This window comes from Microbacterium sp. NPDC077663, from assembly GCF_044542795.1.
GTDB lineage: Bacteria > Actinomycetota > Actinomycetes > Actinomycetales > Microbacteriaceae > Microbacterium.
Genome location: NZ_JBITVE010000002.1, coordinates 862,202 through 882,390, shown reverse-complemented (window position 1 = coordinate 882,390; position 20,189 = coordinate 862,202). Strand labels below are relative to the sequence as shown.

Here is a 20,189-nt window from a genome sequence, read left to right as displayed (position 1 = left end):
GGACGGGATGCGGCTCTGCGATGTCGGGGGTCAGCGACCGCCGCGGCGGCCCGCACCGTTCTGGCGGACGACCGACCCGACGGTCAGCGATCCGCCACCGGTCGCGCGGCGACCGGTGCGGCGCGCGCCGCCGGTCGGGGCGGCCTTCGGCGCACCGTGCGTCGGGGCCTGTCCGTGGCCTGCGGCACGCGCGGGCTGCGCGTCGCGGCGGGGCGCGTCGGACGTACGACCCTGCCCGCGTCCGCGGCCACCGCCCTGGCCCGAGCGACCGCGGTCGCCCTGGCCCTCACGGGCGGCGCGCTTGCGCTGCGCGTTCGCGCCCTGGCTCTGCCCGCCGCCGCGGACCTGCGGCTGCTCGGGGGCCGGGGTCACGTGCGGCGCGATCTCACCGACGAGCTCGACGACCGAGGCGGATGCCGCGGTCACGGTCTCGGGCGTGACGGAGATGGCTGCCTTGCGCAGCAGCTGGTCGACGTCGCGACGCTGCTCGGGCAGGACGATCGTGACGACGGCGCCCTCGGCGCCGGCACGCGCGGTGCGACCCGAGCGGTGCAGGTACGCCTTGTGCTCCATGGGCGGGTCGACGTGGACGACGAGCTCGACGCCGTCGACGTGCACACCGCGGGCGGCGACGTCGGTGGCGACGAGCACGCGGGCGGTGCCCGCCGAGAACGCCGCCAGGTTGCGGTCGCGCTGCGGCTGCGACAGGTTGCCGTGCAGGTCGACCGAAGGGATCCCCTGCGACGTCAGCTGCTTGGCGAGCTTCTTCGCGGCGTGCTTGGTGCGCAGGAACAGGATGCGGCGACCGGTGCCCGAGGCGAGGAAGCGCACGAGCTCCTTCTTCTCGTCGGAGCCGGGCACGTGGAAGACGTGGTGGGTCATCGCGGCGACGGGCGAGTGCGCCTCGTCGACCGAGTGCAGCACCTCGTTCTGCAGGAAGCGGTTCACGAGCTTGTCGACGCCGTTGTCCAGCGTCGCGCTGAACAGCATGCGCTGCGCGCCCTGCGGCGTCGCGTTCAGGATGCGGGTCACACCCGGCAGGAAGCCGAGGTCGGCCATGTGGTCGGCCTCGTCGATGACGGTGATCTCGACGGCATCCAGGCTCACGAGCTTCTGCTGCATGAGGTCCTCGAGGCGGCCGGGGCAGGCGACGACGATGTCGGCGCCGGCGCGGATCGCCTCGACCTGCCGGTTCTGGTTGACACCGCCGAAGACCGTCGCGGTCTTCATGCCGTACGCCGCGGCGAGGGGCGCGAGGACGCGGTCGATCTGCGTCGCCAGCTCGCGGGTGGGGGCCAGGACGAGACCGAGGATGCGGCCGCGGCGGCGCGTGCCGCCGGCCAGCCCCTGACCGAGGCGGGCGACCATCGGGATCGAGAACGCGAGGGTCTTGCCCGAGCCGGTGCGGCCGCGGCCGAGGACGTCGCGTCCCGCGAGCGTGTCGGGCAGGGTGTCGATCTGGATCGGGAACGGGCTGGTCTTGCCCTCCGCGGCGAGCGCGGTGACGAGGGGAGCGGGCACGCCGAGCGTGCCGAACGTGGGTTCAGTCATGAGAGAACTAACTCGGGCGTGATCGCCCGGATCGGTGTCCCGAGTGCGAGTGCGCAGACGGGTTCGCCGTGAGAAGGAGTCGCCGGCGACGATCGATGGATCGGCAGCGGATGATGCGTTCTACGACGCGAGGGGCACCCAGAGAGGATGCCGCAACCCCACCACCCTAGCAGTCCCCCGCGTCAGGAGCCTGCGAAGCGGTCGGTCGCGGTGCGCAGCGCGGCGGCGATCCCCGGCTCGCTGGCCGAATGACCGGCGTCGTCGACGACGACGAACTCCGCCTCGGGGAACGCCCGGTGTAGGTCCCACGCGCTCATCATCGGCGTGCACATGTCGTACCGGCCTTGCACGATGACGGTCGGGATGTGCCGGATCGCGTCGACGCCGCGGATGAGCTGGTCGTCCTCGAACCATCCGCCGTTGACGAAGAAGTGGTTCTCGATGCGCGCGAAGGCGGTGGCCCGGGCATCCTCCGCCATCGAATCGACCAGCTTCGGATCGGGTCGGAGGGTGAGGGTGGATGCCTCCCACGTCGTCCAGGCGACGGCGGCCGGTACGTGCACCGCGGGGTCCGGGTCGAAGAGCAGTCGGTGGTAGGCATCGATCAGGTGCGACCGCTCCGCGACGGGCACAGGGGCGAGGAACCCCTCCCACAGGTCGGGGAAGACGGCGGCGGCACCGCCCTCGTAGAACCACTCGAGCTCGTGACGGCGGAGGGTGAAGACACCGCGCAGCACGAGCTCCGAGACCGCCTCGGGGTGGGTCTCGGCGTACGCGAGGGCGAGCGCGCTCCCCCAGGAACCGCCGAACACCTGCCAGGTCTCGATGCCGAGTTCGCGGCGCAGCTGCTCGATGTCGGCGACGAGGTGCCAGGTGGTGTTGTGTCGCAGGTCCGCGTCGGGCGCGCTCACGTGCGGCGTACTGCGGCCGCATCCGCGTTGATCCATGAGCACGATCCGGTACCGGCGGGGGTCGAAGAAACGCCGGTGCCACGGCGACGTCCCCGCACCAGGACCGCCGTGCAGGAAGATGACCGGCTTGCCGTCGGGGTTGCCGGACTCCTCCCAGTGGACGCGCTGCCCGTCGCCGACGTCCAGCTCTCCCTTCCGATGCGGCTTGATCTTCGGGTAGAGGATGCCGTCGAGGTCGGTCTGGGTCTTCATAGGTCCTCTCCGGAGACGGCGAACGTGTCGCACGAGTCCCAGCCCTCACGGTAACCGGTCATGAACCAGCCCTGCCGCTGCTCGCTCGACCCGTGCGTCCAGCTCTCCGGGTTCACCCTCCCGGACTGCTCCTGGATGTGGTCGTCGCCGACCGCGGCGGCCGCACCGAGGGCGTCGTCGATCTGCGCCTGCGTGGGTTCGAGGAGGAAGGGGCGACCGTCGGCATCCTTCTGCTCCGGAGCGGCCGCCGTCCAGGCGCCTGCGAAGCAGTCGGCCTGCAGTTCGGTGCGCACCGCGTTGCTGTCGGCGCCGCTGCCGTCGCGGGGGTACTCCTCGAAGACCCCGAGGAGGTTCTGCACGTGGTGCCCGTACTCGTGGGCCAGGACGTAGAGCTGGGCGAGGTCGCCGCCTTCGGCGCCCAACTGCTCGCGCAGGATGCTCCAGAACGTGGGGTCGATGTAGACGGTCTGATCGGTCGGGCAGTAGAACGGACCGGCCTGATTGGATGCCGTGCCGCACGGCGTCTGCGTCTGACCCTCCACGAGGACCAGCTTCGGCTTCTGATAGCCGTCCAGCTCGCGCTGCCAGAAGGAGTTGACGACCTCTTCACCGGCGTCCAGGCGACAGTCGTCGTCGGCGTTGGCGTCCGCACCGCTGTTGCAGTTCTCGACGACGCCCTGGTCGGTGGACGTGCCACCGCCGGTGCCGCCGCCGAGCAGGCCGCTGAAGTCCTGTCCGGTGAACAGGAACAGGAGCAGCACGACCACCGCACCCGCGCCGCCCGCGCCGCCCGCGATCACCGCCCCCCGACCTCCGCGGCGAGTGGCCCGCGTCCCCCGCACATCCGCATCCGGGTTGAATGTCATGACCGCACGGTACGCCCGCGGCCGGCGGGCGACGAGATGGTTGCGAAGGGATGGTCCTTCGTGCTCACCGCGGTATCGGTCAGAATGGATCGCACAGCGCGGTCACGCTGCAGCCGAGGGCGAGGAGAGCACAGTGGAGACACGATCAGGCGACGCCGCCCCGGGTGACTACGCCGAGTCGCGGACCATCGCGATCCCCGACGACCCGGTAGCGGACGCCCCCGTGTTCGCAGCCGTGCACCCGAGCCCCGAGTGGTGGCTGGCCCTCCCGCAGGGCTCACGGCTCGTGGGGCTCGTCGTCTCACGACCCGACATGCCCACCATCGCCGCGCAACGCGAGGCGCTCGCGAGGTTCGGTGTGCCGATCGAGGGGTTCCGGCATCCCGCTCCCGAGACGGGTGAGACGTGGGAGGAGCGCCTCTCGCGACTGTTCGGCCGCCTCGGCGCCGGCGACGTCCTGGTCGTGACCGATGTGAAGGCCCTTGGACGGGACGCGCACGAGGAGACGCGCACCGTCGCCGAACTGCGCCGGCGTTCGGTCATCGTGAAGGTGCTCGACCGCGCCTGATCGCGGCGGTCAGGACGACGCGCACAGGCGGGTCGCGTCGCTCGTGGCGCCGTTCTCCCGCCGCACGCTGACGTCGATGCAGACCTGTGTGTCCCCGTCGAGATCGACGACCGCGCGGGGTTCGCTCACGTTCTTCGCCTCGGCTTCGCCGCCGTCGAGCCGGACCGGTTGCCAGACGTAGGTGTCACCGTCCTGCGGGTCGGGGTTGGCCCAGCGGAAGATGACCTTGCCGTTGCGGATCGTGTAGTCGCTCTTCTCCGGCGGAGCGATGAAGTCCGCGACGGGATCCTGCGGCTCGGGCGCGGTCGTCGCCGTCTCCTGCGGCGATGCGACCTCGGCCGGCGGCGTCAGCGCCGACGCGACGAGCACCGCACCGACGACGACCACCGCGACGACGGCCGCCGCGATCAGCCCGATCCACAGCCCCTTGCGGGAGCGGTTCGGAGGAGGCGTCGACGCAGCGGCCGGCGCGGGGCCGGCTGGGGCGGGGGCGGCGGGCGCGGGACCCGCCCCTCCCGGCGCGGGGTGCGGCGTACGCAGGATCGTGCCCTCGTCGACCTCGCTCACGACGGGAGCAGCCGGCGGGATCGCGGTCGGCGGTCGCAGCACGGTCGCCTCCGAACCCGTATCGACGGGGGCCGCACCGCCGGGTCCACCGGGGGCCCAGGCGGACGTGTCCCGCCGGGCGGTCGAGTCGGATGCGGCGCCCAGCCCCGCCGCCAACGCCGAGCGCTCCCAGGTCGGGCCTGCGGCGGGCGCGGTGTGCGGATCGATGCTGACGATGCCCCGCACACGCGTTAGCTCGCCGTCCTCCTCCTGTTCCTCGACGGGCGGGGAGTCGTCGAGGATGTCGATCGGGGTGACCGAGTGGGCGAGCTCGATCTGGACCTTCTGCAGGGCGCGGGCGAATGCGACCGCGGACTCGAACCGGTCGACCGGACGCTTGGACATCGCCCTCTCGAGCACCTGGAACAGCGACGCGGGTGCGTCGGGGCGTTCGAGGCGGGTGAGCGGCTCGGACTCGATCCGACGGATGAGGTCGGCGCCGCCGTTCCGGCCCCCGGGAACCTCGAACGGCGACCGCCCGGCGAGCAGGTTGTACACCGTCGCCCCGAGCGCCCACACGTCGGACTGCACGGTGAAATCGGGGGTGTCGGCGAAGGACTCCGGCGGCGACCACGGGATCGACATCCCCGCGGAGGGGTCGCTGCCGTCGGCCGTCGTCGCGATGCCGAAGTCGGTCAGGGCGGGCCGGTTGTACTCGGTGACGAGGATGTTGGCCGGTTTGATGTCGCGGTGCAGGATGCCGGCACGGTGCGCCGTCTCGACGGCGGCGGCGACCTGGATGCCGACGCGCAACGCCTCGGCGACCGAGATGGGCGCCGACCGGGCCCGCACTTGGAGGTTCGGCTTGGAGCAGTACTCCATGACCAGGTACGACCGGCCGTCGTCCGAGACGCCGGCCTGGTAGATCGTGACGATGGCGGGGTGCGTCGAGAGCATCGCCATGACGTTCGCCTCGGCCTGGAACTGCTCCACGGCCCCGCCGGTCATTTTGTCGGCGAGGAGCACTTTGACGGCGACGCGGCGGCGCGGCAGCGCCTGCTCGTACAGGTAGACGTCGGCGAATCCGCCCGATCCGAGGACCTGGACGTAGGAGAAGCCGGGCAGCTGCGGGGGCGCTGCAGGGGCGCGCTTCGAGCTCACGGGAGGTCCTCGAACGTCAGCGTGACCCCGTCACCCAGGTCGAGCACGTCGGCGTCGATGACCATGGTCGGCTCGTTCGGGTGCAGTCGCACGGGGTCGTGCCCGCCGCGGAGGAGGACGGTGCCGTTCGTGCTCGCGAGGTCGACGGCCAGCACGTGCTCGCCCTCGGCGCGGATCTCGACGTGGTTGCGCGAGATGTCGTGCTGCGGTCCGTCGACCGCGACGAGCGTGGGCAGCTCGTTCTCGGCGGGGCGCGTCGAGCGCGGCCGCCGGCCCACGATGACCGTGCGCTCGAGCTCGATCACGCGGCCGTCGGAGAGACGGATGCGGCCGCGCGACGGGCTGCGGGGCGGCACGTCGTCGATGGAGTCGAAGGCGGATGCCGCGCGCATCGCCCGCGCTTGGGCGACCGACACGGTCGCGCCGTCATGATCGCCGAGGTCGGGCGTCCCCGGCAGAGGGGGCGCCGAGGGGTGGGGCGGCACGAACGGCGGGAGCGCGGGCACCGGCGAGGTGCCGTTCGCCGCCGTGCGCGGGCTCGCGACCGTCGCACCGAGCACGGGGTCCTCGTCGATCCCTGCGATCGTCTCGCCGCCGTCGGGGGCGCGCGTCGCTTCGGGGATACCCGGGGCCGAGACCGGCGATCCGCCGAGCGTGTGAGCGGGAGGCACCCCGGTCACGAGGCCGGCCGTGGCCGCGGGGGCGGACTGGCTCGGCGCTGTGCGGACGAAGGCGACGGTCTCACCGACGTCGTCCCCCGCGTCCGGCTCCGCCGTCCCCGTCGCCTCCTGCGACTCGGGCGCGCCCGGGGTCTCCGGTGCCGAGGGAGCGGGCTCAGCCGCATCCTCCGGCGGCACCTCTCCCGGCACGTCGTCCGGGTCGGACGCGTCATCCGCAGCCTGTTCCTCCGACGCAGCCGGTGCGGCGGCGGGCGCGGCGGCGGCGGGCGCGGCGGCGGCGGGCGCGCCCTCACGAGCGGCGAGGTCGAAGACGATCTCGCCCACGGGGACGACCCCCGACTCGATCGGCAGCAGGTCGGCATCCGATCCCCTGCCGAGGTCGACGGTCACCCGGACGACGCCGGGCAGGAAACGCTCGGTCCACGTCGCGACCCCGGCTCCCGACACCTCTTCGACGCCGTCCGCCGTCTCGACGACGAGCGCGACCGGGCCGCGCACGGCGACCCGGACGCCGTCGCCCTCGGCCACGGCGAGACCGAACGGCGGGATCGCGGCGAGCGAGGTGCCGAACGCCCCCGTGAGCGAATCGAGGACGGCGCCGATGCCTCCGCTCTCGAGGCGACGCCACACACCCTCCACGGCGTGCGGGGTGACGGCGGGGGGCAGGACGGCCAGTGCCGATCCGGTCACGGCCGCACGCCAGGCTCCCGCGTCACCGTCGGGCCGATACCGCACTGCGCGCATCAGGCGTCTCCTCCTGCCGCTGCACGCGGCCGTGTGTCCTCATCGGCGTTCGACGACCCGGCGGCGGGCGACGTGTCATCCCCATCATCCTGCCCCGCCACGCGCACGGCATCGACCACGACCGCCGTGATGTTGTCGCGTCCGCCGTAGAGCATCGCCTCGTGGACGAGTCGGGTCGCGGCATCCTGCGGGTCCGCGACCTCGCGCAGGATGCCGGCGATGCGCTCGTCGGGGACCTCGCCCGACAGCCCGTCCGAGCACACCAGGATGCGGTCCCCCGCCTCGGCCGCGAGCAGCCAGAAGTCCGCGTCGCCGCCGCTGCCGGCGCCGATCGCCCGGGTGATCTCGTTGCGGCGAGTGTCGCGGTCCGCGGCCTCGCCGGTGAGCTCGCCCGCGTCGATGAGCTCCTGCACGACCGAATGGTCGATGCTGATCTGCTCGAGCTCGCCGTCCGCGTAGCGGTACGTGCGCGAGTCGCCCACATTCACCGCCAACCAGTAACCGTGACCGGCGACCTCGGTGATCGCGACCCCGCTCAGGGTCGTCCCCGCCGCGCGTCCGGCGTGCCCGATGCGCTCGACGGCGACGCGGGCACGCGAGAGTGCGGCCCGCATCTCGTCGATGCCGACCGGATCGCGCCCGACGAGAGCACGGAACTCGGCGACGACGGCGGCACTCGCGGCGGCTCCGGCGTCGTGCCCGCCCATGCCGTCGGCGACGAGGAACAGCGGGTACTCCGCCAGGTGCGAGTCCTCGTTGACACGGCGACGCAGCCCCGGATGCGTCGCCGCCCCGGCGCGGACGTCGATCGCCGTCATCGGGCGCTCTCCACCCGCAGACGTCGGTCGCCGAGCTCGAGGACGTCGCCCGACCAGATGCGCGCCCGCTGGCCGGGGACGAGGCGCTGCGGCTGGCCGCCGCGCACGATGACCACCCCGTTGAGCGAATGCCTGTCGACGACCCACGTACCGTCCTCGTCGGCGCCGATCTCGAAGTGCGTCTTGGACAGTGACAGCGTCTCGTCGCGCACCGCCGTGCTGCGCCGGCCCGGCTGCTGCCCCGGTCCGCGCCCGAACAGCGTCGGCTCGTACACCGTGTGACGCGTACCGTCGTCCCAGCCGAGGATCGCGATCACCGGTGGCGCCACACTCTCCGCCGAGGCGGGGCGCCCCTCGCGGTGCGGTACACCCGGCACGGTCGAGATCACATCGACGGGGAGCGTGCGAGGGATCCGACGGTGAGCCGGGGCGGATGCCGGCGCCCATGACGGCGGCGACAGGGGCATCGCGGCGGGAGCGGCTGCCGGCGTGCTCCGTGCGGACGCGCCGGTGGCGGCGGAGAGGACGGTCGGAGTCGCCGTCGGGATCGGGTCCAAGCGCAGGTCGGCCGCCGGAACGGCCTCGACCGGCGCCGGCGGCCGAGGCGCGGGGACGACGTCGAGGACGACGGCGCCGGCGGCGATGTCGTGCCATCCGCGACGCCACCGCGAGGGGTCGAACAGAGGGGAGAAGAACCCGACGAGCACGCTGCCGGTGAGCGCCCAGATCAGATTCCGGCCGAGAGCCCGCCCGAAGCCGAGCGCGGCGTCGTCGGCGGCATGCCCCAGCCGCACACCCATGAAGCGCATGCCGATGGAACCCCGGCCGCCCTGCATCGCGGAGTACACCAGGAACCAGCCGACCCCGACGATCCCCACGACGGGGAGGAGCCACATCGCCGAGACAGCCCCCGCGGTGAGCATCGACAGGGCGACCACGACCCCGGCCGAGATCGCGGTCAGCCCCGCCGCGACGGCGGAGTCGATGACGACGGCGAGGACGCGGTGACGCATCGACGCGGGCACGCGGCTGGTCATCGCCGTCGCGCCATTCCGAGCACTCCGCCCCGTCGCCTCAGCGACCGCAGGCTGAGTCGGGCACGCAGCCGCTGCCAGAACGTGGCGCCGCCGGCCATCCCCGCCACGATCTCGTCGACCTCGCGCCAGAAGGCGTCGACGTCCTCCGGGGTCGGGTCACCAGGACCGTACACATCGGCATCCGCGCGCCGCGCGAGGGTCGCGACACGGGCACCGTCGAAGGCCTCCCCCACCACCTCTGCGCTCTCGGCGCGGGTGGACCCGTGCGGCACAGCGACGCGGTAGTCGACGGCGCGATCGATCAGCTCGTCCCACCCGCCCGAGACACGGTCTGCGGTGCGTTCGGCGCGCAGCCGTCGCGTGCGCCGCGCCGCCTTGACCCCGCCGATCACGAGGAAGGGCGACATCAGCAGGAGAATCGTGCCGAGCCCGACGCCCGTCCACAGGAGCACCGGTCCGAGCCAGTCGGGTCCGGGCGGTTCCTCCTCGTCCTGGTCCCGCTCCTCGGCGAGCGCCGGCGGCAGCTCAGCCGGCTCCTGTGCGGGCGGGGGCGGCTGCAGCACCTGCGGCTTCGGGTTGGCGCGCGGCTTCGTGTTCTGCTGGCTCGGCTCGTTGTCCTCGTCGGGAGTCGGGTCGAAGCTCACCCATCCGGCATCCTCGAACGCGATCTCGACCCACGCGTGCATGTTGTCGCCAGTCGCCGTGAACACGCCGCCGGCATCCTGCTCGCCCTCGGCGGGGTACCACCCCATGACCACCCGCGCCGGCATCCCGAGCTGCAGCGCCATCAACGCCATGGTCACGGCGTACTGCTCGTCGTCGCCCACCATCTGCTCGTTGGAGATCAGCATCGTGATGCGGGCGGCGCCGTGACCCGACGGCGAGTAGACGTCGTCGGCGAGGCCGTGACTGAAGTACCCCTCGGTCTGCAGGTAGCTCTCGAGCGCCCGGGCCCGCTCGATCGGGGTCTCTGCCTCTTCGGTGGCGTCCGAGGCGAGCTCGCTCAGCGCCTGCGGGATGCCGGTCTGCTTGGGCATCTTGAGCGGGGCGAACTGCTGGTCCGCCAGCTGCTCGTCGCTCGGCTCGACGGGCACCGTCGTGTCGATCGTGTACTGGTCGCCCGAGCCGAGGCCCGCAGTGACCACGGCCGTACCGGTGCCGTCGTTGAAGTGCGCGCCCCGGCGGAGGTCGGTCGCCCGGTCGCCCGTGAAGCGGATGTCGTGCGCGGCACCGACCGAGGGGAGCCAGACACCGTCGAGGTTCTCGATGTCGAAACGCACGGTCGCCTCGTCGCCCTCGGCCTGCGGCGACATGTTGGTGCGCACGGGAGTGAACGCGCTCGAGGATCCGGCGCCGTCCTCGGCGACGTTGTAGACGATGCCGTCGTAGGCGTCCATCGTCGCGAGTCGCACGCGGCCGTCATCCGGCATACCGCTCACCGTGAACAGGGGCTCGCTCTCGTAGTCGCGGACGTATCCGCGCCAGGACTGCAGCGGGCTCGGGTAGTCGTGGATGTCGAACGGCGGCACGACGAAGTCGCGCAGGATGTACCGCTGCGTCGGGGGTGCGGCGACAGCCGCGACGGCCGCGCCCGCTCCGGTCGCGAGGGCGACGACGACCCCGCCCGAGATCAGGCGACGCAGTCGCGCGGCACGCGAGGCAACCGCCCCGGGAGTCGCGGCCTCGACCGCCGTGCGCTCGGGGCTCCACAGGGTCCGCAGCGCCAGCCAGACGGCCGCGACCACGATGAACAGTGCGCCCTGGACGATGGGGGCGACGGTCTGCGCCGTGCCGAGCAGGATCTCGCCGGCGACGAAGAGGGATGCCGGGATCAGCGCCCACGCCGGGTGCCGCAGTCGCAGGGCGAGCGAGGCGGTCAGTACGGACGCCGCGAGCGTCATCAGGAACGGGACGATCAGGTGACCGTCGTCCGACGCGACGGGCGGCACCGTCGTCAGGAGGTCCTTCCATGACGTCACGACGCCGAACGCGAGCTGCCGCCACGTCTCGAGCGTCGGCACGACCCCGAGGAAGGACGTGTGCGGCAGAGCCAACGCCCCGCCGAGAAGGAAGTAGAGGGCCACGGTCGCGCCGGTGAGGGTCAGGACGCCCCAGCGCCAGCGGGCGCCCACCCAGGCGAGGGCGATGCCGACGACCAGCGCACCTATGGCCGCAACGAGGTAGGCCGGGCCTTCGAAGGTCGCGGCGAAGCCGACGATGCCGACGGCGAGGAGCAGGATGACCGCGCCGATGTCGGCGACGAGTCGCCGCCAGGTCGCGCCGGGCAGCAGCAGGAATCGCAGGCGGTTCACGACAGCACCTTGCGGATCGCGTTCGGGAGTTGGTCGAGCTCGCCGAGGGCGACGACGTCCGCGTCGCCTACCCGCCGCAGGACGGGCGCGTCGAGGCGACCGTCCGCGATGATCGCGAGCGTCCGCACGCCGAACGGGACCCGCGAGCAGGCCAGGCGCAGCTGACTCGCGTCGACGGTGGACCCGCAGATGAGGACGGCGACCGCGGCATCCGGCGAATGGGCCGCCAGGATGCCGGCGAGCGCGACGATCCCGCCGTCGCGCGGCTTGCTGGGCTCGAGGGCGGAGAGGGAGTCGAGGTAGCGACGTCCGGACTCGGCGCGGATCTTGCCGGTCGAGGTGCGGACGTCGAGGGTGCGGGAGTCGCGCAGCGCGCGCAGGCCGATCGAGCCGGCGATCGAGATCGCGGTCTCGAACTCCTCGAGCTCGCGGTACTCGCCGGGGTGCGTCGAGAGGGCGACGACGAAGTGCGAGCGGCGCGTCTGCTCGTACTCGCGCACCATGAGCGTGCCGGTGCGCGCCGTGGACTTCCAGTGCACGTGGCGCAGGTCGTCGCCCGGCTGGTAGTCGCGCAGCGCGTGGAACGAAACGTCGTCGCGCGCGAGATGCTGGTCGGGCAGACCCTCGAGGTCGCGCATCTGGCCGAGCGAGAGCCCTTCGAGCGGGAGGGTGCGCGGGTGCACGAAGAGGTCGACCGCCTGACGGCGATCGTGCGTGCGCTCGAAAAGGCCGAGCGGGTCGCCGCGCAGCACGCTCACGGGGCCGACGGCGAGCACGCCTCGGGCGGTCGTGGGGATGGCGAAGAGCTCCTCGTGCTCCGCCCCGGGCGCGAGGCGCGGCACCTGGAAGAGGCCGCGGCCCGATCCGACGGGGAGGACGACCTCGGACGGCAGGAGCGAGCGCGACGTGCGGTTGGCGAGCGAGAGCGCCCCGACGGCACGCTCTCCCACCACGACGCGGGTGCGGGTCAGGTCGAGGTCGACCTCGTACGCAGTGCGGCCGAACAGGAAGACGACGCACAGCAGCGCGAGGATGGTCGCCACGACGGCGGCGACGAACGCCTCCTGCCAGCCGAGGGCGAAGGCGGTGATCCACAGCACGACGGCGGCGGCGATGACCACCCAGCCCGTCACCTGGACCACCTCCGCGATGACGGCCGCACGGTGCGCGGCCCGGCGCGCCCACACCCCGGCATCCTCTCGGAGCTTCTCCCACTTCGTCGCCTCGCGGGGAGAGAGCTGAGGCGCGTCGGCCGTGTCCTCCGGAGCGTTCGCGGGCACGCCGGACGGGCCGGGCGCGTCCGGCGCCTCGGCCACGGTCTCCGGCGTCATCGTCATCAGGCCGATGCCCTCGCGAGAGGCGCCTCGACCTGCCCGAGCGCGCGCTCGATGACGGACTCGGACGTCGTGCCCGCGAACTCCGCTTCGGGGTCGAGCACGAGACGGTGGGTCCACACGGGCGCGGCGAGGGTCTTCACATCGTCGGGGATGACGTAGTGCCGGCCCTGGGACGCGGCGACCACACGGGCGATGCGCATCATCGAGATGGCGCCACGGACCGAGACGCCGAGCTTGGTGGCATCCGATTCGCGCGTCGCCTCGACGAGCTGGGCGGCGTACCGCGCGACGGCGGGGTCGACGTGGACGGAGGCCGCGAGGTCGGCCATGTCGGCGACAGCCTTCGTCGTGATGACAGGGCTGAGCTTGCCGGACGGGTTGCGGTCGACCTCGCCGGCGAGGATCCGCTCCGCGACCGCGAGCGAGGGGTAGCCGATCGAGGTCTTGATCATGAAGCGGTCGAGCTGCGCCTCGGGCAGCTTGTAGGTACCGGCCTGCTCGATGGGGTTCTGCGTCGCGATCACCAGGAACGGGCGGCCGACCTCGTGCGGCACGCCGTCGACCGTCACCCTCGACTCCTCCATGACCTCGAGGAGCGCGGACTGGGTCTTCGGCGAGGCGCGGTTGATCTCGTCGGCGAGGACGATCGACGCGAAGACGGGTCCCTTGTGGAACTCGAACTTGTGGTTCTGCTGGTCGTAGATCGTCACACCGGTCACGTCGGAGGGCAGCAGGTCGGGCGTGAACTGGATGCGGGTCGACGTGCCCTGCACGCTGGCGGCGAGCGCCTTGGCGAGGCTCGTCTTGCCGGTGCCGGGTGCGTCCTCGAGAAGCACGTGGCCCTCGGCGAGCATGGCCGCCAGCACGAGGCCGACGACCTCGCGCTTGCCCATCAGCGCCTGGTCGACGTTGTCGACGAGACGCGTGAACGTGTCGCGGAACCAGGCCGCCTGTTCGGGGGTCATGCTCATTCGTTCAGTCCTTGCTCTCGAAGGGGATCATCACCATTGGCTCGTCTCGTATCTCTTGCCGTTGAGCGTCACGTACACGTCTGCGCCCGGGAAACCCCAGTAGCAGCCGAGCTGGACCTCGCCGTTGGCGGGGAAGTAGCGGCTCTCGTTGGCGGTGTCGAAACGTGCCCCGTTGCCGTAGCAGTCGTAGGCGTACGTTCCCGGGGTGAAGTCCGAGACGGTGACCTTGAAGTAGGCGCAGGCGGATCCGCTGCAGCCGGGCTGACCACTGGCGCTCGAACCACGGCTCACGCGGGCGCGCGGGTCCGGCGGCGGCGGCGCGTCCGTCGTCGCACTGTCCTGGGCGGTCGTGGTCTGGCTGCCCTCCGCGCTCGTGCGGACCTCGATCGTGCGGGTCTCGCTGTAGTTCAGACCGCTGTAGGTCTCCGAGCCCGAGGCCGCGACCTGCCGCCAGCCGCGACCGTCCCCGGTACGGATCTCTGTCGTCACGGGACGCCCGTTGGCCGCCGGCGAGCTCCACTCCATCGTGATCTGACGATCGTTCGTCTTGGTCGCCTTCGCCGCCGGGTTGCCGATCTGGCCGTACGGCCGCACCTGGTTGGATGCCGCCGACGCCGGCCCCTCGTAGGTGCTGCCGTCTGCCGTGGCGACCGCCCTGATCTGGATCGTGTAGGCGCCGTTGTTGTTGACCGCGCCGTTGCCGATGGTGCCCGAGGTCCCAGAGCCGCCCCCGGCGACCCAGTCGGCCCTCCAGCCCGCGCCGTTGACGCTGTACTGGTACTGGATCTCGTTCGGGTTCGCCCCGTTCGATGCTCCCGGCTCCCATTGCACGACGACCTGGTTGTCTCCCTCGCGTGCAACGACGTTCGCCGGCGCACCCGGCGGGGTGAAAGCGCGCCGGGGCGCGGACTGCGGGCTGCGGTCACCCCAGCCCGCCTTGTTGCGGGCTCGGACGTCGTAGGTGTAGTCCGACTGCGACGTGTCGACGACGACGGCCTGGCTGGTCTGGCCGGCGGGGACCGCGATCGTGTCGACGACGTTGCCGCCGCGGATGACGCGGAGCTCGTAGCCGTCGATCGCGTCGCCGTTCTCGGCGGGCTGGTTCCACGACACGCGCATCTGCGCACGGTTGCCGACCGGCTCGAGTCGCGCCACCGTGGGCGCACCAGAGGCTGCCGGCGGGGCGGCCGGGATCTCACCGGCGGACCACTGCGAGAACTCTGACGGCTCCGGCGCCCGGTTGTGGGCGCGGACGCGCACCTGGTACTCGGTGCCGTTCTGCAGACCCTCCCAACGGTGCGTGTTGCCCGTGAGCCCCGTCTTCTGCGCGACGCCGGACGGCGGTGCGGGCGAGATCTCGAGGGTGTAGCTCTCCACCGGGGAACCCTCGGTGCGCGGGGTCTTCCACGCGATGTCGAGGCTGCGGTCGCCGAACTTCAGGGTCGGCGCGGCCGGCTGATCCGGGCGCACGTCGGGGCGCGCGGTCTCGGACGGCACCGACGGGTCAGACTCGCCCACGCTGTTGGTCGCCGTCACGACGAAGTTGTACTCGACGTTGTTCGTGAGGCCGTCGAGGGTGCAGGTCGTCGACGGGCACTCGCGGGTGTAACCCCCGGCCGTGGAGGTGACGGTGTACCCCTCGATGCGACGCCCGTTGTCGACGGGCGGCGTCCAACTGAGGACGACCGTGCGGCTCTCGACCGTGGTGACCGTCGGCTTGCCGGGATCATCCGGGCGGCCCTGCACCGTGATGCGGATGCGTCCTTCGACGGCACGATCGGCGTCCTCTGTGGCATCCAGCACTCGGTATCGCACGACGACGTTGCCGACGAAGTCCGACGGAGTCGTCACGTCGACGCGGCTGCCGTTGACGTCGGCGCGGCCCTGACCGGTCTCGATGTTCGCCGACACCAGGCGCAGCGGGGTCTCGGGGAACGGATTGACGTCGTTGGCGAGGACGTCGACCGGGATGGTCTCACCCTGATCGGCCTGCGGGACGATGTCGTCGTTGAGCGACGCGAGCTCGCGGGTCGACGCCGTGACGGTGACCTGGATCGTCGCCTCGACGGGATCCGTCTGATTGTCGGTCACGCGGACGGTGAGCGGGAACGCCGTGCCCTTCGCCGTGTCGGCGGCGGCGCCGACCGATAGCGTGCTTCCTTCGATCCGAGCGGTCGTGCCGGCCGGTGCGTCGGACGCGAGCGTGAAGGTGAGGTTGTCCAGGTCGCCGGGATCCGGGTCCGTCACCAGCTCACGGAGGCCGAGCGTCGCCGGGTCCTCACCCGGGGCGACGTTGAGCGACGCGCCGACCATCGTCGGCTGCTCGTTGTCGGGCGGGGTCACCGTGATGGGGATCGTCAGCGTCGCCTTGCGCCCGTTCTCGTCGTCGGGTCCGTTCCCGTCCGTGACCTCGAACGTGAGGGCATCCGAGCCGAAGTAGCGCTCGGCCGAGGTGTAGACGAGCGTCCGCTCATCCTTGACGAGGTTGGCGCCGTTGCCGTGCGACGCCGACACCTTCTCCTGCTCGGTGATGACGACATCGCCGCCGCCGGAGGCGCGGACGTACTCCGAGAGCGGCAGTTCGATCGTCTCGCCGCTCTTGACGGTGACACCCTCGGTCGAGATGAGCGTCGGGGGCAGATCCGCGAGCGCGGGCACATGGATGAATGCGGCGGCGACCTGGTCGTCCTCGTCCGTGACGAGATAGGTGATCAGCTGACGCTCGTCGCCGACCGTCAGGCTGACCCGGCCGTCAGACAGTACGCGGGCGTTCTCGCCGCCCTCCCCGAGCGCGACCCGGAGAGCGGAACGGGTGCCGTCGGGGTCGTCGTCGTTCTCGAGCACATCGACCACCACCGAGCCGTCGTCCTCGACGTCCTCGGCGAGGACACGGTCGTCGCGGGCGATCGGTCGCGCGAGAGGCACATCCGGGTCGACAGTGATCTGCACGGAGGTGGTCGCCTCGAGGCCGCGCTCGTCGGCGATCGTGTAGAGCACGCTCGTCTGCATCGGCTCGTCAGGCGCGGTGATGAGGAGCTGCTGACCCGAGACCTCGGCATCCAGTCCGGGCACATCCGGCACCTCGACGGCGTTCTCGGCGAAGCCGAAGTCGTCACCGTCGGGGTCGGAATCGTTCTGGAGCACGTCGACGGCGACGGTGCGGCCCGGCCGCATCGTGATCGTGTCGCGCACGGCGTACGGCGCCTGATTCGTCGACTCGGCCGGGGCGATCCCGACTTCGACGATGCCGGTCGCCTCCTTGCCGAGGTTGTCGCGGACGCGGTAGCGGAAGCGGTCGACCCCGACGGAATCCTCGAACGCGGTGTAGGTGAACGAGTCCGCCTCGATCGCCGTGACCTTGCCCTTCTTCGGCGACGACGCGAGCCCGACGAGCTGGACCGAGTCTCCGTCGGCGTCGATGCCGTTGAGGTCGATGGGCACCTGGACGGCGGACCCGCTGAGCGCACGCACCGTCACGTCGCGTGGACGCGGCGCGGCGTTCGACTCGTCGTCGAGCGGGAGGATGCGGATGGTCACGTAGCCGGCATCCCGCTGTCCCGTCGAGTCCTCGACCTCGTAGGTCGCGTTGACCGTCTTGGGCTCGGAGCCGGCGCGGAAGCGCAGCGTGTCCTCCGAGACGAACACGTCGCCGTCGGCCTCGTCCACGAGGGGCGGGACCAGCTCGGGCGAGATGTGGATCTCGTCGCCGTTCGGGTGGTAGTCGTTGTCCATCACGGGGATGGTGACCACGTCTCCGACGCGCACGACGGCCTCGTCGTCCAGGGCGGTCGGCGGCTTGAGCTTCTCGGGGGCGGGCACCGGGATGACGATGATCTCACCGTCCGCGGACTGCGACCCGTTCGAGATCCGGTACTGGATGCGGACCTGCTGGTCGAGGGCGGACTGATCGCTGACACGGATCGTCTCGTGGCCGAGGACCGCGGCCGTGAGGCCGCTGTCCGCACCGACCGATACGGACTGGACGACGAGGATGCCGCCGGCCGGATCGGTGTCGTTGCCCAGCACGTTGACCAGCACGTCCCCCCCTGTCGGGAGGAGAGCGACATCTCGGACCGCGATCGGCGCGACGTCGGCATCCTCCTCGGGGAGGACGTCGATGCGCACGATGCCCGGGGCGGAGTTGGCGCCCGCGGAGGCGAGGTAGGTCGCGTAGTAGGTGCCGGTCGAGCCGGACTGGAAGGTGAACGACTTGTCGGGGTAGTCGCGCGTGACGGTCCCGCCCTCGACGTCGTCGACGCGGGTCAGCCTCAGCTGTTCGCTGCCGGTGCTCGTGTCGTTGCCGAGGGGCCGCACGGTGACGGGACGATCGGGACGGGTCACGACGTGGTCCGCGTTCGTGACCGGCAGCGTCGTGCCGAGCGGACGGATGTCGTACCGTGCGACGCCGGCGCCGTCCTCGTTGCCGTCCGAGACGGTGATGGGCACGTCCTTGCGCCCCTGCATGCCACCGATCGCGCGGTAGGTGATCTGCCCGTCGGACGTGAATTCCGCTTCGTCGCCACCGTCCGGGGTGACCGACGCCAAGAAGATGTCATCGCCGTCGGGGTCGACCCAGTCGGTGAGGACGTTGTACGAGACGACACCGCCCTGCTCGACCGTGATGGCCGTCTTGCGCTTCTGGACCGGCGGCGAGTTCTCACTGAGAGGCCGGACGGTGAGGGTCACACGGGCGGTGTCCTTACCCTTGCGCCCGTCGTCGACCTCGTACGTGAACGTCGTCGTCCCGCTCGCGTCCTCGGGCAGCTCGATCTGCAGGGCTGTGCCGTTGTAGATAGGGGTGACCTCGCCGATGGACGGCTTACTGACCACCTTCGCGACGAGGACGTCGCCGTCGGCATCGAGGTCGTTCTCGAGCACGGGGAGAACGGTCGTGCGGCCCGGACGCACACCGTAGCGGTCGTTCTCGGCGACCGGCGGCGTGTTCTTCTCGGTCCGCTCGGGGAGCGTCGACTGGATGGTCTCCTCGGTCGTCTCCTCCTCTTCCTCGCCCTCGCCCTCGGGCGGCGTGAGGTCCTCCCAGTTGTCGACCTGCTGAAGCGCGTCACTGGCCATCCACGCCGACCCGCCGAAGACATCGTTGAGGACGACGACGTCGCGGTTCACCCGGAATCGGAGCTGACTCGTCCGATCGATCCCCTCGACCGTCTTGGTCACATCGTCCGCGTCTCCGGCGCAGTCGCGCACGAACGCGCCGGAGCCCGACCACGCCCCGTAGGCGCACCCTGCGACGTACACCGGCTGCGCAGGAGCGCCGCCATCGCCTGCATCCTTCGTGACCAAGTCGCCACCGGCGAGCGGGACCCGCACCAGCTGGGTCGGAGTCGCCAGGGTGACGGTGTCGGTCACGTTGGACGGCTGCTGCAGGATCGCCTCGTCGGGCACCTGGGCGACGAGCCCGTCGCTCGAGTACAGCGTGGACGACGTGCGGTCGAGGACGACGCTCACCCCGCCGACGGAGGTGATCGCCAGCTCGTCGGTCTTCTCGATGCCCTCGAGTTCGCGCTCGGCGGTCTGCACGAAGACGCCCTGCGCATCGGGGGCGTACGCGTAGAGCGCGCCCTTCTCGGCCGAGACCGCGTAGACGAGACCGGCGGTGCTGACCGTGACCGCAGCCCCGCGGCCGAGCTCGGCGATGGGGTCGCCGGCCTCCTTGCCGACGGCACCGAGTGAGGTGAAGGGGGCCGCACGCAGCGCGCCGCCCTCATCCATCGCCGCGACGGTCGGACCTCCCAGGACCACCTGGGAGTTCGACGGCAGATCGGCTTTGTCGGACAGCACGACGCGCGCGGGGTCGATGGCGGTCGCGGTGTTCTCGGTCTGGTCCGTCACCAGGACGCGGTTGCCCGCCTGCTGGATGTCGTAGTCCTGCGAGAGGGTGCGCAGGCCGCCGTCGAGGAGGCGGGATTCGTTGTTGAAGTGCCCGACCAGCAGGCTCGTCTGCTTCGTGAGCCACACTCCGCCGTCATTGAGCTCGACCTCGGTCGTCGGCTCACCCTCGTACGTCAGCGCGAGGACACCGACCGCCACGACGGCGGCGGTGACCGCCCCGATCGACGCCATCGTTTTCGGCCGTGAGCGGAGCCAGGCGAAGGACTTCATGAGAGTTCTGGCTCCCCCCCGGGCAGACAAGTTCGCAGGACCGCGCACGCCCGATCGAGCGACCGGGCGGAGCAGCGTGTGGACGCGATAAAGCCTAAGCGAGGGACCAATTTCCGGCGAGCGCGTGACGTGGGGAGTTCTCCCCACTTATGATCTTGGGTTCGCGCCGGGACCCGATCGTTATCGACTGCTCTCACGGCAGTCGGGATCTTCCTGTAAACATGGTCATGATCGCCGCGACGGCGACATGATCAGCGCTTTTGGGGGGCGCGGCGAGGAGCAGGACGCCGTGTACGGACACCCCACCTGGCGCCT

12 protein-coding genes are annotated in these 20,189 nt (G+C 71.5%); 1 reads left to right on the top strand and 11 read right to left on the bottom strand.

The genetic code is table 11. The features are described from left to right. Nucleotides 1-30: 30 nt before the first annotated feature. From ACIGEP_RS11770 to ACIGEP_RS11760, 3 genes are all read right to left on the bottom strand, one after another. Complete coding sequence (locus ACIGEP_RS11770) at nucleotides 31-1,551, bottom strand: DEAD/DEAH box helicase (RefSeq protein ID WP_396661803.1); 1,521 nt, start codon at nucleotides 1,549-1,551, stop codon at nucleotides 31-33. Nucleotides 1,552-1,733: 182 nt separating this feature from the next. Continuing rightward, a complete protein-coding gene (pip, locus tag ACIGEP_RS11765) occupies nucleotides 1,734-2,714 on the bottom strand; it encodes a prolyl aminopeptidase (protein ID WP_396661802.1) in 981 nt (326 codons plus the stop codon). Continuing rightward, on the bottom strand, nucleotides 2,711-3,580 hold the full coding sequence (locus ACIGEP_RS11760; RefSeq protein WP_396661801.1) for a neutral zinc metallopeptidase: 870 nt from the start codon (nucleotides 3,578-3,580) through the stop codon (nucleotides 2,711-2,713). The genes pip and ACIGEP_RS11760 overlap by 4 nt, the downstream gene beginning before the upstream one ends. A 133-nt stretch (nucleotides 3,581-3,713) precedes the next feature. Here ACIGEP_RS11760 and ACIGEP_RS11755 point away from each other — a divergent pair, with 133 nt between their 5' ends. Continuing rightward, nucleotides 3,714-4,148: a recombinase family protein gene (locus ACIGEP_RS11755; protein ID WP_396661800.1), complete on the top strand. Its 435-nt coding sequence runs from the start codon at nucleotides 3,714-3,716 to the stop codon at nucleotides 4,146-4,148. Nucleotides 4,149-4,157: 9 nt separating this feature from the next. Here ACIGEP_RS11755 and ACIGEP_RS11750 read toward each other — a convergent pair whose 3' ends face one another. Genes ACIGEP_RS11750 through ACIGEP_RS11715 form a run of 8 tightly spaced genes read right to left on the bottom strand, consistent with a single transcriptional unit; the run spans nucleotide 4,158 to nucleotide 19,874 of the window. Beyond that, a complete protein-coding gene (locus ACIGEP_RS11750; protein WP_396661799.1) occupies nucleotides 4,158-5,855 on the bottom strand; it encodes a serine/threonine-protein kinase in 1,698 nt (565 codons plus the stop codon). Beyond that, nucleotides 5,852-7,279: an FHA domain-containing protein gene (locus ACIGEP_RS11745; RefSeq protein ID WP_396661798.1), complete on the bottom strand. Its 1,428-nt coding sequence runs from the start codon at nucleotides 7,277-7,279 to the stop codon at nucleotides 5,852-5,854. Before ACIGEP_RS11745 ends, ACIGEP_RS11750 begins: the two co-directional genes overlap by 4 nt. Then, a complete protein-coding gene (locus tag ACIGEP_RS11740; protein WP_396661797.1) occupies nucleotides 7,279-8,097 on the bottom strand; it encodes a PP2C family protein-serine/threonine phosphatase in 819 nt (272 codons plus the stop codon). The genes ACIGEP_RS11745 and ACIGEP_RS11740 overlap by 1 nt, the downstream gene beginning before the upstream one ends. Beyond that, nucleotides 8,094-9,134 (bottom strand): RDD family protein, encoded by a 1,041-nt coding sequence (locus ACIGEP_RS11735; RefSeq protein ID WP_396661796.1) that lies wholly within the window; start codon nucleotides 9,132-9,134, stop codon nucleotides 8,094-8,096. Before ACIGEP_RS11735 ends, ACIGEP_RS11740 begins: the two co-directional genes overlap by 4 nt. Then, a complete protein-coding gene (locus ACIGEP_RS11730) occupies nucleotides 9,131-11,446 on the bottom strand; it encodes a transglutaminaseTgpA domain-containing protein (RefSeq protein ID WP_396661795.1) in 2,316 nt (771 codons plus the stop codon). Before ACIGEP_RS11730 ends, ACIGEP_RS11735 begins: the two co-directional genes overlap by 4 nt. Then, complete coding sequence (locus tag ACIGEP_RS11725; RefSeq protein WP_396661794.1) at nucleotides 11,443-12,783, bottom strand: DUF58 domain-containing protein; 1,341 nt, start codon at nucleotides 12,781-12,783, stop codon at nucleotides 11,443-11,445. The genes ACIGEP_RS11730 and ACIGEP_RS11725 overlap by 4 nt, the downstream gene beginning before the upstream one ends. Then, nucleotides 12,783-13,754 carry an AAA family ATPase gene (locus ACIGEP_RS11720; protein WP_396661793.1) on the bottom strand — a complete coding sequence of 324 codons (972 nt, stop codon included), beginning with the start codon at nucleotides 13,752-13,754 and terminating at the stop codon, nucleotides 12,783-12,785. The genes ACIGEP_RS11725 and ACIGEP_RS11720 overlap by 1 nt, the downstream gene beginning before the upstream one ends. Nucleotides 13,755-13,784: 30 nt before the next feature. Next, on the bottom strand, nucleotides 13,785-19,874 hold the full coding sequence (locus tag ACIGEP_RS11715) for an Ig-like domain-containing protein (protein WP_396661792.1): 6,090 nt from the start codon (nucleotides 19,872-19,874) through the stop codon (nucleotides 13,785-13,787). Between the last annotated feature and the right edge of the window lie 315 nt (nucleotides 19,875-20,189).

Excerpts from the sequence above, each read along its gene's own strand:
- pip (WP_396661802.1), bottom strand. The coding sequence starts at position 2,714 with ATGAAGACCCAGACCGACCTCGACGGCATCCTCTACCCGAAGATCAAG.
- ACIGEP_RS11740 (WP_396661797.1), bottom strand. The coding sequence starts at position 8,097 with ATGACGGCGATCGACGTCCGCGCCGGGGCGGCGACGCATCCGGGGCTG.
- ACIGEP_RS11745 (WP_396661798.1), bottom strand. The coding sequence starts at position 7,279 with ATGCGCGCAGTGCGGTATCGGCCCGACGGTGACGCGGGAGCCTGGCGT.
- ACIGEP_RS11720 (WP_396661793.1), bottom strand. The coding sequence starts at position 13,754 with ATGAGCATGACCCCCGAACAGGCGGCCTGGTTCCGCGACACGTTCACG.
- ACIGEP_RS11725 (WP_396661794.1), bottom strand. The coding sequence starts at position 12,783 with ATGACGATGACGCCGGAGACCGTGGCCGAGGCGCCGGACGCGCCCGGC.
- ACIGEP_RS11735 (WP_396661796.1), bottom strand. The coding sequence starts at position 9,134 with ATGACCAGCCGCGTGCCCGCGTCGATGCGTCACCGCGTCCTCGCCGTC.
- ACIGEP_RS11715 (WP_396661792.1), bottom strand. The coding sequence starts at position 19,874 with ATGAAGTCCTTCGCCTGGCTCCGCTCACGGCCGAAAACGATGGCGTCG.
- ACIGEP_RS11770 (WP_396661803.1), bottom strand. The coding sequence starts at position 1,551 with ATGACTGAACCCACGTTCGGCACGCTCGGCGTGCCCGCTCCCCTCGTC.
- ACIGEP_RS11760 (WP_396661801.1), bottom strand. The coding sequence starts at position 3,580 with ATGACATTCAACCCGGATGCGGATGTGCGGGGGACGCGGGCCACTCGC.